Below are 14,242 nucleotides of genomic sequence, written 5' to 3'. Positions count from 1 at the left end.
GTTCGCGGCCGCGCTGGCTGCGAACGGTGCTAGGGAATTTTCTGGCGAAGAAAAGAATCGGGCGACGCTGTTTGCGAAAAGCCGCCTATTGTAGCCTCGCCGCCTCACCCTCCAGCCGGCTGGTGTAAGCCGACACGTCGAAGTCGGCCATCTCGCAGCGGTTGCGTCCGGCACGTTTGGCACGGTAGAGGGCTTGGTCCGCCCGGCGCAACAGCTCATGGGTGTGCAGCTTCGCGTTCTGCCGCGTGAGCGCCACACCAAAACTGGCCGTGACCGCCATCGTGCCATGGTCGGGGATCGAGAACGGGCGGCTCAGCGCGCTGCGCAGGTGCTCCGCCAGCGCCATGGCCTCCGCGGGCCGGGCGACGGCCTGGAACACCACGAACTCCTCGCCGCCGATCCGCGCCGTCTGGTCCGGACGGTGCAGCGTCGAGCGCAGGCGGTCGGCGAACTGCCGCAGCAACTGATCGCCCACCTCATGGCCATGCTGGTCGTTGATCTGCTTGAAGTGGTCGATGTCGAACATGATCAACGCCAGCATCTGGCCGCCGCTTTCCGCCCCCGCCTGCAGGAGCCGCTGCTCGAATGTTCGGCGGTTGGGCAGGCCGGTCAGGTGGTCGGTGCCGGCCAGCACATGCAGACGGGCGATCAGCGCATCGCGTTCCCGGCGAACGTGGATGGAGCGCTGCAGCAACTCCTCCAGGTGACGCAGCGCGGCGAAGATCGTGCGCAGTTCACGCGCATAGCCACGGCGGCGCTGGGCAGGTGCCAGCGGCGTGAAGGTGGTGTCCTCCTGCGTCAGGCCGATCAATCGGTGGACCGTGTCAAGCAGAGGCGAGAGCAGTCGCCGGTTGAGCATGACGACGCCGACGGCCAGCAGCGTGGCCAGCGACAGCGTGGCCACGAGGACACCCGTCAGTACCCACCATGCGCGGTCCTGCAAGGCGGCCAACCGGCTCTGCGCCAGATGGGTCTCCAGATCCCGCAAGGCGACCATCGGCGCCAGGCTGGGCACATACGCGTCCGCGAACTCGGCCGGGCTGGGTCCGCGCTGTTGGGCCATCCGCTCGAGCGTGGCGTCGAAATAGGCCATGCCCTGGCCGAAGTAGATGTCCGCGACGCGGCCGAAGGCCCGGGCCTCGTCGCCGGTGCCTTGGCCGGCAGGAATGGACGTCTGCAACAGTTCGCTGAGCTGCCGGATTCGCCCAAGCAGTTCGGCCACAGCCTGTCGCTCGGCGCTCGAGAGATCACGCCGCGTCGCCAGGGCCACGGTGAGTTTGGAGCCCAGCCGCCCTGCGCTCTCCCGCAGGCGCGCGGCCAGGCGGGCACGGTTGACGGGGGCGGCGATCTCGGGCGCCAGCCGCTGCAGGCTCTGGCCCAACTGGTCGATGAGACGGAATTCGAGGTCGACCACGCCGATCATGCGGTCGATGGCCAGGCTCATCTGGGTTGGATCGCGCTGGGCAACCGCCTGGGTCAGCAGGTTCTGGACCTGCATGCGCGCCTGCTGCAATTCGCTCTCGATCGCGGCGAACTCGTATGGCCCGAGCTGGCACGAGTTGCAGGCAGCGGCGCCACGACGCAGCGCCTCAAGCGACACATCCGTCTTGCGTCGCGCGGCGTCCAGGGCGGGCGCGAATTGACCGGGGCGCCCGAGCGCGGCGTTCATCGGTCCACGCTCCGCAGACACATGCTCGACCGCGCTCAGCGCGAGGCGGTAGACCTGAAGTTGGTCCTCCATCTCGTGCACGGCGCGCAAGCGTTGGACTGATCCGTTGAAGACGAGCGCCGCCAGCAAAGCGGTCACCAGCAGCACCGCCGCCACGACCGCATTGACCAGTTGATTGAGCACCTGGGGCGCCGCTCCGTTGCCACCGTGATGTTGCATGACCGAGCGCAAACACGACCCACGCTGGCAACCTTGCCACCTCGGCCGATGTCCTTGACACGAAAGTTAACAATTTTGCCCCATTGTGGGCAAGTTGCACAGTGTGTCGCGCATAACTGACGTCCCGGCGTGCAATGCAGCACATCCTCGCCACGATGCCGCTGCAGCCCCGGTGCGAGAGCCCGTTGCCCGGGAAGCAGTTCAGGCCGTCGTTGCCATCTGGTGGGCGGCGCTGGCGTGCAGGCAGACGGCCGCCGCCGCTGCCACGTTCAGCGATTCCTCGCCGCCCGGCTGAGCAATGCGGATGCGCTGGGTGGCCATCGCCTCCAGCATCGGCCCCACGCCCTGCCCTTCATGCCCCATCAGCCACGCACACGGCCACGGAAGCGCCGCCCGGTGCAGCCACTCCCCCTGATGGGAACTCGTGGCAAGCAGAGGCAGGCCGAGTTGGCCGACCGCTGGAGGCTCGATGCCCTCCACCAATTGCAGGCCGAAGTGCGCGCCCATGCCGGCGCGCAGCACCTTGGGCGACCAGAGCGCCACCGTGCCTTTGAGCGCCAGGACCTGCGCAAACCCGAACGCCGACGCGCTTCGCAGGATGGACCCCACGTTGCCGGGATCCTGAAGCCGGTCCAGCACCACCGCCGCCAAGCCCGGCCGGGGCCCCATCGACTCTGGCAAAGCCATCAGGAAGCCGACCGGCGCGGGCGATTCGAGGCCGCTTGCCTCGGCCAGCAGCGCATCCGGAAGCAGGTAGATCCTGGGCGCAGCCTCCACGAGTCGAGCGGGTGCCTGCGGCCAGAAAGACTCGGCGAAGACACTGGCAATCGGCTGCATGCCCCGGTCCAGCGCGGCGCGACACAGATGGTCGCCTTCGAGCCACAGGCGACCCATCCGCCGATAGGCGCCGCCATCGCGCGCAAGACGCCGGAGGTCCTTGACCACGACGTTGTCGCGCGACGTGATGCGCACGGGGTCTTCTGGACGGATGGTCATGGTGTCAGCCGATCCAGCGGCATCGCGATGCGCGTCGGCAACGTGCTTTCCACCTGGACGACCACATCGGGGACTGCGGCGATCTGCAACGCCTGCGCAACGGGTGAGAACGAGCGGCGGTGGTGAATGCAGGCGCCATGCTGGCGCAGTGCCGCCAGATGCTCGGGCGTGCCGTAACCCTTGTGGGTTGCAAAGCCGTACTGGGGAAATTCATCGTGCAGGGAAAGGCACAGGCGGTCACGGTGCACCTTGGCCAGGATCGAGGCGGCGGAAATCGCCTTGACCCGTGCATCGCCCTTGACGATGGCCTCTGCCAGCACGTCCAGCGGAGGCAGGCGGTTGCCATCCACCAGCACCTTCGACGGGCGCAGGCGCAGGCCCTGGACGGCACGGCGCATCGCCAGCATCGTCGCCTGAAGGATGTTGTGGGTGTCGATTTCGTCGACGCTCGCGACCGCGATCGAGCAACACAGGGCCTTGGCCAGGATCTCGTCGTGGAGCCTTTCGCGCCGAAGTGGCGTCAGCACCTTGGAATCGGCCAGCCCTTTGATCGGATGCAGCTCGTCCAGGATGACCGCGGCCGCGACCACGGGGCCGGCCAGCGGCCCGCGCCCAGCTTCGTCCACGCCGGCCAGCAGGCCCGGCGCGTCCCAGGCCAGTGGCACCTGTTCAGGCTTGGAGGACTTTCTCGATCGCATCGGCACAGAGCGTGGGGGTGTCGCGCATCAATTCACCATGGAGTTGGGCAAAGCGCTCGCGCAGCGCGGCCACACGCCCGGGCGCATCGAGCCAGGCCAAGGTCGCCTCGGCCAGCGCCTGAGGCGTGGCCGCATCCTGCAGCAGTTCGGGAACGACGAAATCACCACACAGGATGTTCGGCAGGCCCACCCAAGGCTGCAATTGCTGGCGATGCATCATGCGCCATGTGAGGCGATTCATGTTGTATGCGATCACCATGGGGCGCTTGAAGAGCGCCGCTTCCAGGGTCGCCGTCCCACTGGCGATCAGCGTGACATCGCAGGCGGCCAACACCTGATGCGATCGCCCGTCGACCAAGCGGATCGCGCCCGCCATATCGCTGGCCGCCAACAGCGTCTCGGCCTCGGCTCGCAGACTCGGAATGATCGGGGCCACGAACTGAAGCTCGGGCCGGCTGCGCCACATGTGGGCTGCGGCAGCGAAGAAGCGTGTGGCCAGATAGCGCAGTTCCGAGCGTCGGCTACCGGGGAGGATGGCCACCACGGGGCGGCCCTCATCAAGGCCGAGCGCCCTTCGGGCGGCCGCTGCATCCGCTTCCATCGGAATCACATTGGCCAGCGGATGGCCGACATAGCTCGCGGACACGCCCTGTTCGGCCAGCAGGGAGGGCTCAAAGGGAAAGATGCACAGAACATGGTCGGCCGCCGCACGGATCTTCTCGATGCGGTCGGCGCGCCATGCCCAGATGGAGGGGCACACGAAATGAACGGTGCGGATGCCACGGCCGCGCACCGCCGCTTCCAGGTCCAGATTGAAATCGGGGGCGTCGACACCGATGAACAGCTGAGGCCATTCTTGCAGTAACCGCGCGCGCAACTGCCGGCGGATGCCGGCGATCTCGGCATAGTGGCGCAGCACCTCGATGTAGCCGCGCACGGCCAGCTTCTCCTGGGGCCACCAGCTTTGGAATCCGCGGGCGAGCATCTGGGGCCCGCCAATGCCGACCAGTGATACATCCGGCCAGCGGGGCCGGATGCCATCGATGAGCAGGCCTGCGAGCAGATCGCCAGACGCCTCGCCCGCGACCATCGCGAACTGCCGCGAAGACACCAAAGCCTCCGCCATCTCAGCGTGCAATGCCGCGCGTGCTGCCTGACAGGAAGGCGCTCATCAGCTGCACGTCGCCTGCGGCTTCGGGCATCTCGCCCGCGAGCGCATCGATGGCGGCGCGCGCATCCTCCAGCGTACGGCCCTGGCGATAGAGCACCCGATGCATCTGCTTGACGGCCGCCAGTCGGCCTGCAGAAAAGTCTCGGCGCTTGAGTCCCACAATGTTGAAGCCGCGCACGGTCATGGGATTGCCGTCGACCAGCATGAAGGGCGGAACGTCCTGGGACACGGCGGTGGCAAAGCCGACCATCGCATGCGCCCCCACCTTCACGAACTGATGGATCCCCACGAGGCCGCCTACTGTCACCCAATCTCCCAGCTCCACGTGGCCGGCCAGCGTGGTGTTGTTCGACAACGTGGTGTGGTCGCCCACGCGGCAGTCGTGCGCGATGTGGCTATAGGCCATGATCCAATTGTCGTGGCCCACACGCGTGATACCGCCCGCACCCGGTACACCGAGATTGAAGGTGCAGAACTCCCGGATCGTGTTGCGATCGCCGATTTCCAGGGCGGTGTCTTCGCCGGCGTATTTCTTGTCCTGCGGAATGGCGCCGAGCGACGCGAATTGGAAGATTCGATTGTCGCGGCCGATGGTGGTGCGCCCTTCGATCACGCAATGTGCACCGACCGTCGTGCCGGCTCCGATGCGGACCTTCGGGCCGATGACCGCATAAGGCCCGACGCTGACCGACGCGTCCAGCTCAGCGGCTGGATCGACGATGGCGCTCGGATGGATCTGGGGCATGCCTCAGGCCTCGATGCGACGCATGGCGCACATCAGCTCGGCCTCGCATGCGAGTTCGTCGCCCACCCTGGCGCGGCCACGGAATTTGGAAATGCCCGCCTTCATGCGGTCGATCTCGACTTCGAGGGTCAGCTGGTCGCCCGGCTCCACCGGCCGCTTGAAGCGCGCGCCGTCGATGGCGGCGAAGTAGTAGACGGTGTTGTCGTCCGGCACGATGTCCAGCGAACGAAAGGACAGCAACGCGGCCGCCTGAGCCATCGCTTCCAGCATCAGCACGCCCGGCATCACAGGGCGATGCGGAAAGTGGCCGTTGAAGAAGGGCTCGTTCATCGTGACGTTCTTCAGCGCCGTGATGCGCTTGCCCTTCTCCATGTCCAGCACCCGGTCGACCAGCAGGAAGGGGTAGCGATGGGGCAGAAGCTTAAGGATCTGGTGGATGTCGAGCGTGTTCGTCATGGTGTCAGGCCGGAGGCGGCTTGCTTTTCGAGCGCACGCAGGCGCTCTCGCAACTGGTGCAGATGACGCAGCGTGGCGGCATTGCGCTCCCAGGCTGCGTTGTCATCAATGGGAAACACGCCAGTGTACTGCCCCGGCTTGAGGATCGAACGCGTGACGACGGTGGCGGCGGAGACATGCACGCCATCCGCAAGCTTGAGATGCCCGAGCACCACCGCCCCGCCCCCGATCGTGCATTGCGCGCCGATCTCGGCACTGCCCGCCACACCCACGCAGCCCGCCATGGCGGTATTGCGGCCGATGCGCACGTTGTGGCCGATCTGAATCAGGTTGTCCAGCTTGACGCCGTCCTCGAGCACGGTGTCTTCAAGAGCGCCGCGGTCAATGCAGGTATTGGCACCGATCTCCACATCGTTGCCAATGCGCACCGCGCCCAGTTGCTCGATCTTGACCCAGGCCCCTTGATGAGGCGCCAGCCCGAAACCATCGGCGCCGATGACCACGCCCGGATGCAGCAGGCAGCGCTCGCCGATGACGCAATCCTCGCTGACGGTCACACGCGATCTGAGGACCGTCCCTGCGCCAATTCGGGCCCCGCGCTCGATCACGCACAGAGGCCCCACGGTCGCCGTCGCATCCACGTGGGCATCGGCGTCGACCACGGCCGACGGATGGATTCCAGGGGGCGTGGCCGGCGCGTGGCGCGCCTTCCAGAGCTGCGTCAGGCGCGCGAAATACAGGTAGGGATCGTCGACGACGAGACAGGCGCCGCGCTTGGCAGCTTCCTCACGCAGCGCAGGCGCCACAATGATGCAGCCCGCGCGCGACGACAGCATTTCCTTGCGGTAGCGCGCGTGACTGAGAAAGCTGATCGCGTCTGGCTCCGCAGCCGCAAGTGGCGCAAGCCGTTGAACCACCATCGCCGCATCGCCGAGCAGCTCGCCACCGAGCGCGGCAACGATCTCACCCAGAAGCAAGCTCACGGCGTCAGCGTCACTTGCCGCCGCTGCCGTTCGGAGCTGCTGTTGCGTTCAGGGCCTTGATCACTTTGTCGGTGATGTCGTGCTTGGGATTGACGTAGACGGCATCCTGGAGGATGACGTCATATTTCTCGGCCTCGGCAACTTGCTTGATGGCGCGCTGGGCGCTTTCATAGACCTTCTGCAGTTCCTCACTGCGACGCAGGTTGAGGTCTTCCTGGAACTCCCGGCGCTTGCGCTGGAAGTCGCGATCCTGGTCGACGAGCTGCCGCTGCCGCTGGGTTCGCTGTGTCTCGGACAGCGTGGGCGAATCGCGCTCGAGCTTGTCCGAAGCGGCCTTGAGAGCGGCCTCCTGGTCCTTCAGATCCTTCTCACGCTTCAGGAACTCCTGTTCCAGTCGTGTCTGCGCCGCCTTGGCTGCGGGCGCCTCGCGCATCACACGGTCGGGATTGACGACGCCGAAGCGGAAGGCGTCCTGCGCATGAGACACGCCAGTCATCATCAGGCCGGCGAACAGTGCGGCCAACGGCCACGAATACATCTTCTTCATTGACTGACTCAGAACGCCGTCCCGATCTGGAACTGGACACGCTGCGTGCGGTCACCTGGCACCAGAGGGACGAAAGGATTGTTGGGATCCGGCACTTCCTTCTGCTGGCGGATGGGGATCGCGTAGGCAATGCGCAGCGGGCCAAGCGGCGAAATCCAGCTCACGCCCAGACCGAAGGAGGCGCGCAGGCGCTGCTGGGCGCTCCACTGCGCGTCGGTCTGGCCAACGCGCCGGTCGGCGAAGACATTACCTGCATCCAGGAAGGTGTACAGGCGCAGCGTCCGGTCATTGCCGGCCCCCGGGAAAGGCGTGCTCAGTTCGATGTTGAACACCGCCTTCTTCGTGCCGCCCAGGGCAGCACTGGTGACGGTGTCGCGAGGACCCAGCGAGTTCTGCTCGAAGCCGCGGATCGAGCCCAGACCGCCGGCGTAGAAGTTCTTGAAGATCGGGTAGTCCTTGCCACCGAATGCCTTGGCGTACCCAAGCTCGGCATTGAAGGCCAGGGTGTACTGCTTGGACAGCGGCACGTACTGCTGGAACTGATAGCTGGTCTTTCCGTAGCTGAAGTCGCCGCCCACGCCAAACTCGAGGTTCGCACGCTGCACGCGGCCCTTGGTCGGCACGAGCGCGCTGTCGCGATCGTCGCGCGCCCAGCCCACTGTCAGTGGCACACCCCAGACGGAGTCGCGATTGCAATCCAGCGACGTCGCGTACCCATTGGCGCCGTATTTAAAGCCGCAGCGGAAGTAGTCCAGGTACGCCTGCGGAATCGACTTGCCGTACAGCTCACGGTAGTAATTGGCGAGCGCCGGGTTGACGAGTGCCAGCAGCGAGTAGTCTGGGACATCGCCCGGCTTGAACCGGTACCGCTCCAGACCGGCGCCGAAGAACACGGTGTCCACTTCGCTGAAAGGCACGCCGAAACGAATTGCGCCGCCTTCGGCGACCAGCGAATAGTCGCCATCAGTGCTGTAGTACGGCCGCGTCGTCTGGTGGAAGAGACTGATCGTGCGCGAAATGCCGTCTTGCGTGAAGTACGGGTCGGTCGTCGTGAGCGAGATCGTGCGGTTGTACTTGCTCGTGTTGACGTTCAGGCCCAGGTAGTTGCCCGAGCCGAAGACGTTTTCCTGCGTGATGCCGAAGTTCAGCGAGATCTTGTCGGAACTGGAGAAGCCGGCCCCCAACTGCAGCGAGCCGGTGGGCTTCTCGACCACGTTGTAGGTCAGATCGACCTGGTCTGGCGAACCGGGCACTTCCTGCGTGTCGACGTTGACCTCGGTGAAGTAGCCCAGCCGATCCACGCGCTCACGCGACAGCTTGATGCGATCGCCGTCGTACCAGGAAGCCTCGAACTGGCGGAATTCCCGACGGATGACTTCGTCGCGCGTCTTGTTGTTGCCGGAAACGTTGATCCGACGCACATAGACCCGACGCGAGGGGTCGGCCTGCAGCACCATCGCCACCCGACTGTTCTGGCGATCCATCTCAGGCTTGGCCTGCACGCGCGCGAAGGCGTAGCCGAAGCTGGCGAAATAGTCGTTGAAGGCCTTGGTGGTCTCGGTCACCTGGTCGCCGTTGTAGGGCTCGCCAGGCTTGATGGTGATCAGCGACTTGAACTCGTCTTCACGGCCCAGGAAGTTGCCATCCAGCCGCACGCCAGAGACCACGTACTTGGGACCCTCGTGGATGTTGACGGTGATCGACAGGTCTTGCCGGTTGGGCGAGATCGCCACCTGCGTGGAGTCGATGCGGAACTCCATGTAGCCGCGCGTCAGGTAGTACTGCTTGAGCGTCTCGAGGTCCGCGTTGAGCTTGGTGCGCGAGTACTGGTTCGACTTGGTGTACCACGACAGCCACCCGCCCGTGTCCTGGTCGAACAGGCCGAGCAGCGTGGATTCGCTGAAGGCAGACGCACCCACGATCCGGATGTCGCGGATGCGTGCTGCCGCGCCCTCGGTCACGGTGAAGGTCACGTTGACCCTGTTGCGCTCGATGGGCGTGACCGTGGTCACCACCTCGGCGTTGTAGAGACTGCGAGAGATGTACTGCCGCTTGAGTTCCTGCTCGGCCCGGTCGGCCAGCGCCTTGTCGAAGGGACGGCCATCGGTCAGGCCAACCTCGCGCAGCGCCTTTTTCAACGCATCCTTGTCGAACTCCTTGGCGCCGACAAAGTCGACGTCGGCGATGGTCGGCCGCTCTTCGACGATCACGACGACCACATTGCCGTTCACGTCGATGCGCACATCCTTGAACAGGCCCAGATCAAACAGCGCTCGGATGGCCGCGGAGCCGCGATCGTCGGTGTAGGTCTCGCCGACCCGCAGCGGGATGGAGGCGAACACGGTGCCGGGCTCGACACGCTGCAGACCCTCGATACGGATATCCCGGACGGTGAAGGGCTCGATTGCCCAGGCGGCCGTCGCGGCCAACGCACTGGTGAGCACCGCTGCCACGCTGCGCAGGCGAAAGCGACTGATCTGTTGGTTCATGTGTGAAGAAGAAGGCCGGCGCCGCCAGGGGCCGGCTGAAGGTTAACCAAAGAGACGATTCACGTCGTTGAAGAGTGCAATCGACATCATCACCAGCAGCAACGCGACACCCCCGCGCTGAAGACGTTCCATCCAGGCGTCGGACACGCCCCTGCCGGTCAGGCCCTCCCAAAGATAATACATCAGGTGTCCCCCATCGAGGACGGGCAGCGGCAGCAGGTTCAGCACCCCAAGACTCACGCTGATCAGCGCGAGGAAGACAAGGTACTGGGTCAGACCGAGGCTGGCTGACTTGCCCGCATAGTCGGCAATGGTGAGCGGCCCGCTGATGTTCTTGATCGAGGCCTCGCCGATCAACATCTTGCCCATCATCTTGAGCGTCAGGGCCGACACCTCCCAGGTCCGCTGGACGCCTTTGACGAGTCCATCCACCGGGCCCTGCCGCACCTTCACCATTTCAGGAGCCGCACCCACGTAGGCGCCGATACGGCCAACGAAAGTGCCTGCCTCCTCGCGCACCTCCGGGCGCACATCGAGCGTGAGCATGTGCCCGTCGCGCTCGATATGCCAGGGTTGCGCGCGGCCTTCTCGCCCGTCCACGGACTGGCGGATGAGCTCTCGCAGATGCTGGCCGTCAACAACAGCCGTCGTGCCGACCGACAAGACCTGATCGCCCGCCTTCAGGCCCGCCCTGCTCCCGGCGCCATCGGCCATGACCTCGCCGATCACCGGCCGGGTGAACGGCGCCGCAAGGCCGATCTTGGCAAACATCTGCGGATCAGCATCCCGCGCGCCCATCCGGCTGAGCGGCAACACCAGCACGCGCGTTCCGCGGCCGGGTGCGCTTTCGATTTCGACACGGAGGTCGCGGCCATCGAGCGCTGCACGCGTCGCCTGCCACCGCAAGTCCTCGAACGAGGCCACCGGACTGAGCGAGTCGGGATCCTCGTCGCCCGCACGCAGCACGCGCTCGCCGCCCTGGAGGCCGGCCTGGGCAGCAAAGGACATCGCGGCCGGCTTCCCGATCACCGGCGCCGGCTCCTGCACGCCGATCCAGCCGACGACGGCGTACAGCACAACGGCCAGCAACAGGTTGGCCGCCGGGCCCGCGGCCACGATGGCCGCGCGCGCCTTCAGCGGCTGGGTGTTGAAGGCGCGATGGCGCTCCTCGGCCGCGACGGGCGCTTCGCGCTCGTCCAGCATGCGCACGTAACCGCCGAGCGGCAATGCGCCGATCACGAACTCGGTGTCCTGCCCCGGGTGCTGCCGCCGCGGCTTCCATCGAAGCAAGGTCGGTCCAAAGCCGATCGAGAAACGGATCACACGCACCCGGCAGGCCACGGCCACACGGTAGTGGCCGTATTCGTGGACGGCGATCAACAGCCCCAGCGCGACGACGAAGGCAACGACGGTGAGCATGATGGATAAGGTTGTTCAGGCGGCCAGCCTGCCGACGACCAGTTCGGCGGCGCGGCGCGCTTGAAGGTCCAGGTCGAGCAGGTCGGCCAGGGCGTCGGCTTTGGAGGGACGAACGCGGTCCAAAGTTTCGACGTTGACTGCATGGATGCGGTCAAAGCGCAGACGGCCGTTCAGGAAGGCTTCCACCGCCACCTCGTTGGCAGCGTTGAGCACAGCCGGCGTGCCGGGGGCGGCTTCGAGCACCTGCCAGGCCAGCTTCAATCCAGGGAAACGCCGTTCGTCGGCGTTTTCGAAGGTAAGCGACGCCATCTGCCGAAAGTCGAGCCGCTGCGAACCGCTCGCCACGCGCGCGGGCCAGGCCAGACCGCACGCGATCGGCACCCGCATGTCGGGCGTGCCCAATTGCGCAAGAACCGAGCCGTCGATGAACTCGACCATGGAATGGATGACGCTCTGCGGATGGAGCGTCACCTCGATGCGTGAAGGCGGCAGGCCGAACAGGTGTCGGGCCTCGATCACTTCGAGCGCCTTGTTCATCATGGTGGCGGAATCCACCGAGATCTTGCGGCCCATCACCCAGTTGGGATGAGCGCATGCCTGCTCTGGCGTCACGTCAGACAGCGTGGCCGGATCGCGCCCGCGGAACGGTCCTCCGGAGGCCGTGAGGATCAGTCGCTCGACCCGCTCCGGCCAACTGGACGGGTCTTCAGGCAGACATTGGAAGATGGCCGAGTGCTCGCTGTCGATGGGCAGCAGGGTCGCACCGCCACGGCGCACCGTTTCCATGAAGAGCGAGCCGCCCACCACCAACGCTTCCTTGTTGGCGAGCAGCAAACGCTTGCCCGCCGCGGCCGCGGCAAGGCAGGACGGTAGGCCTGCCGCGCCCACGATGGCCGCCATCACCGCATCGACTTCAGGGTGGGCGGCAACCTCTTCGAGCGCCCGGGGACCGCTCAGCACACGGGTGGTCGACTGGGCGGCCTCAAGCTGCGACGCCAGTTCCCGCGCGCACTGCTCGTCACCCATCACCGCGAACCTTGGTTTGAAGCGCAGGCACTGCGACGCCAGTTCTTTGACGCGCCGGGCCGCCGTCAATGCGAAGACTTCATAGCGCCCAGGATGCCGGGCGATCACGTCCAGCGTGCTGGTGCCCACGGAGCCCGTTGCCCCAAGGATGGTCACGCGTTGTCTCACCGGAATCCCTCGAAGAAGTTCAGGCCAGGGACGACAGCATCATCGCCAGCGGAAGCGTGGGCAGCAGGGCATCGATCCGGTCGAGCACACCGCCGTGCCCAGGCAGAAGACTACTGCTGTCCTTGGCGCCAGCACTGCGCTTGATCAGCGATTCGACCAGGTCGCCCACCACGCTCATCGCAGCAAGGAACACCACGCCCAGCAGCAGCAGCCACCAGCCGCGCGTGGCGAGGTGCGTGTACAGGCTGGGCACCCCTGCGGCAAACGCCCGATCGGCCCAGACCCAGCACACTGCCAGGACGATGACGCCGACGACACCGCCCCACACGCCCTCCCAGCTCTTGCCCGGGCTGATGGTCGGCGCGAGCTTGCGACGGGTGAACCGCAGGCCGAAGGCCCGGCCCGCGAAATAGGCAAACACATCGGCCACCCAGACCAGCACAAGGATCGACAGCAGGAAGTTGATGCCCACCATGCGTGCCTGCACCGCCGCCAGCCATGCCGCCCACAGCGCAAGCAGACCGCCCACCACACGCACGGCCTTTGGAATCTGGGGCCAACCGGGAACCGCGAGCTTGAGCAGTGCCGCGCCGCCCAGCACCCAGGCCGCGCCGGCGACGGACCACAGCAGCGGCAGGGGCCGCGACAGCAGGCCCAACCACCATGACAGGGCGCACAGCAGCACCATCTCGGCACCAAACAGCAACGAGATGCCCTGCCGATATCCGTTGAGACGGCCCCATTCCCAGCCTGCCGCTGCCACAAGCACCAGCATGACCAGGGCGAAGGGTTCGGGCGAGGGATAGAACAAGGCTGGCAGCAGGACGGCCAGCAGGACCAGAGCGGTGATGATGCGCTGCTTCAGCATGACGACGGCCGCTCAGGCGACCTGGCTTTGCAGCGGCTTGTGCTGCGGACCGAGTCCGGGCACCAGTTGTTCGGAAGTCTTTCCGAAGCGACGCTCGCGGCCCTGGAAGGCCTCGATGGCATGGTCGAGCGCCGCCTCGTCGAATTCAGGCCAGAGGCAGTCCGTGAAATAGAGCTCGGAATAGGCGCTCTGCCACAGAAGGAAGTTGGACAACCGCTGCTCACCGCCAGTCCGGATCACCAAGTCGGGGTCCGGGCTGTGGGAAAGAGCCATGGCCCGGTTGAGGCTTTCCTCGGTGATGGCCTCGCCACGCGCTGCCAACTGCGCCGCCGCCTGGGCCACATCCCAACGCCCGCCGTAGTTGAAGCAGATGTTGAGGACGAGCCGGGAATTCTTGGCCGTGTCGGCCTCGGCTTTGGAGAGCCCGGAGACCAACCGGGCAGACAGCGCGGTGCGGTCGCCCACGAAATGCAATTGCACGCCGTCCGCCGCCAGCCGAGGCACCTCGCGCTGGAGCACCAGCAGCAGCAGATCCATCAGTCCGGACACCTCGTCCTTGGGACGGTTCCAGTTCTCCGACGAGAAGGCAAAGACAGTCAGCACCTCGATGCCACGGTCCGCGCAGGCTCGCACGCAGCGACGAAGGGATTCGACACCTTGTCGATGGCCCGCCACACGAGGAAGAAACCGCCGCGTCGCCCAGCGGCCATTGCCGTCCATCACGATGGCGACATGGCGCGGCACACGTTGGGCAGTCATGGACGGGTCGGCTCCTGGCTCCGGCGTTC

13 protein-coding genes are annotated in these 14,242 nt (G+C 66.0%); all 13 read right to left on the bottom strand.

Annotated features, from left to right (window positions below):
• Positions 1 to 85: 85 nt before the first annotated feature.
• Positions 86 to 1,825, bottom strand: a complete 1,740-nt coding sequence (locus BXA03_RS02235) for a GGDEF domain-containing protein (RefSeq protein ID WP_159444694.1) — start codon at positions 1,823 to 1,825, stop codon at positions 86 to 88.
• Positions 1,826 to 2,089: 264 nt separating this feature from the next.
• Positions 2,090 to 2,884, bottom strand: coding sequence for a TrmH family RNA methyltransferase (locus BXA03_RS02230; RefSeq protein ID WP_076503521.1), 795 nt, complete (start codon positions 2,882 to 2,884; stop codon positions 2,090 to 2,092).
• A complete protein-coding gene (rnhB, locus tag BXA03_RS02225) occupies positions 2,881 to 3,582 on the bottom strand; it encodes a ribonuclease HII (RefSeq protein WP_076503520.1) in 702 nt (233 codons plus the stop codon). The genes BXA03_RS02230 and rnhB overlap by 4 nt, the downstream gene beginning before the upstream one ends.
• Positions 3,554 to 4,708, bottom strand: a complete 1,155-nt coding sequence (lpxB, locus tag BXA03_RS02220; RefSeq protein ID WP_369822383.1) for a lipid-A-disaccharide synthase — start codon at positions 4,706 to 4,708, stop codon at positions 3,554 to 3,556. The genes rnhB and lpxB overlap by 29 nt, the downstream gene beginning before the upstream one ends.
• 1 nt (position 4,709) lies before the next feature.
• Positions 4,710 to 5,498, bottom strand: a complete 789-nt coding sequence (gene lpxA / locus BXA03_RS02215) for an acyl-ACP--UDP-N-acetylglucosamine O-acyltransferase (protein WP_076503519.1) — start codon at positions 5,496 to 5,498, stop codon at positions 4,710 to 4,712.
• A 3-nt stretch (positions 5,499 to 5,501) separates the two neighbouring features.
• Positions 5,502 to 5,954: a 3-hydroxyacyl-ACP dehydratase FabZ gene (fabZ, locus tag BXA03_RS02210; protein ID WP_076503518.1), complete on the bottom strand. Its 453-nt coding sequence runs from the start codon at positions 5,952 to 5,954 to the stop codon at positions 5,502 to 5,504.
• Positions 5,951 to 6,937, bottom strand: a complete 987-nt coding sequence (gene lpxD, locus BXA03_RS02205; RefSeq protein ID WP_076503517.1) for a UDP-3-O-(3-hydroxymyristoyl)glucosamine N-acyltransferase — start codon at positions 6,935 to 6,937, stop codon at positions 5,951 to 5,953. Before lpxD ends, fabZ begins: the two co-directional genes overlap by 4 nt.
• 10 nt (positions 6,938 to 6,947) lie before the next feature.
• Positions 6,948 to 7,475, bottom strand: a complete 528-nt coding sequence (locus BXA03_RS02200) for an OmpH/Skp family outer membrane protein (protein WP_076503516.1) — start codon at positions 7,473 to 7,475, stop codon at positions 6,948 to 6,950.
• A 17-nt stretch (positions 7,476 to 7,492) separates the two neighbouring features.
• Positions 7,493 to 9,973, bottom strand: a complete 2,481-nt coding sequence (bamA, locus tag BXA03_RS02195; RefSeq protein ID WP_076503515.1) for an outer membrane protein assembly factor BamA — start codon at positions 9,971 to 9,973, stop codon at positions 7,493 to 7,495.
• Between the two features lie 42 nt (positions 9,974 to 10,015).
• Positions 10,016 to 11,395: an RIP metalloprotease RseP gene (gene rseP / locus BXA03_RS02190; RefSeq protein ID WP_076503514.1), complete on the bottom strand. Its 1,380-nt coding sequence runs from the start codon at positions 11,393 to 11,395 to the stop codon at positions 10,016 to 10,018.
• 12 nt (positions 11,396 to 11,407) lie between these two features.
• Positions 11,408 to 12,586, bottom strand: a complete 1,179-nt coding sequence (ispC, locus tag BXA03_RS02185; RefSeq protein ID WP_076503513.1) for a 1-deoxy-D-xylulose-5-phosphate reductoisomerase — start codon at positions 12,584 to 12,586, stop codon at positions 11,408 to 11,410.
• Between the two features lie 19 nt (positions 12,587 to 12,605).
• The gene (locus tag BXA03_RS02180) at positions 12,606 to 13,454 is read right to left on the bottom strand and encodes a phosphatidate cytidylyltransferase (RefSeq protein ID WP_076503512.1); all 849 of its coding nucleotides are present in this window, start codon (positions 13,452 to 13,454) and stop codon (positions 12,606 to 12,608) included.
• Between the two features lie 12 nt (positions 13,455 to 13,466).
• Entirely contained in the window at positions 13,467 to 14,213 is a 747-nt protein-coding gene (uppS, locus tag BXA03_RS02175; RefSeq protein WP_076503511.1) for a polyprenyl diphosphate synthase, read from the bottom strand.
• Positions 14,214 to 14,242 lie beyond the last annotated feature (29 nt).

This window comes from Pseudacidovorax sp. RU35E, assembly GCF_900156165.1.
Classification (GTDB): Bacteria; Pseudomonadota; Gammaproteobacteria; order Burkholderiales; family Burkholderiaceae_C; genus Xenophilus.
Note: the sequence above shows the minus strand (reverse complement) of the source record. Positions and strands in the feature narration are given on the sequence as shown.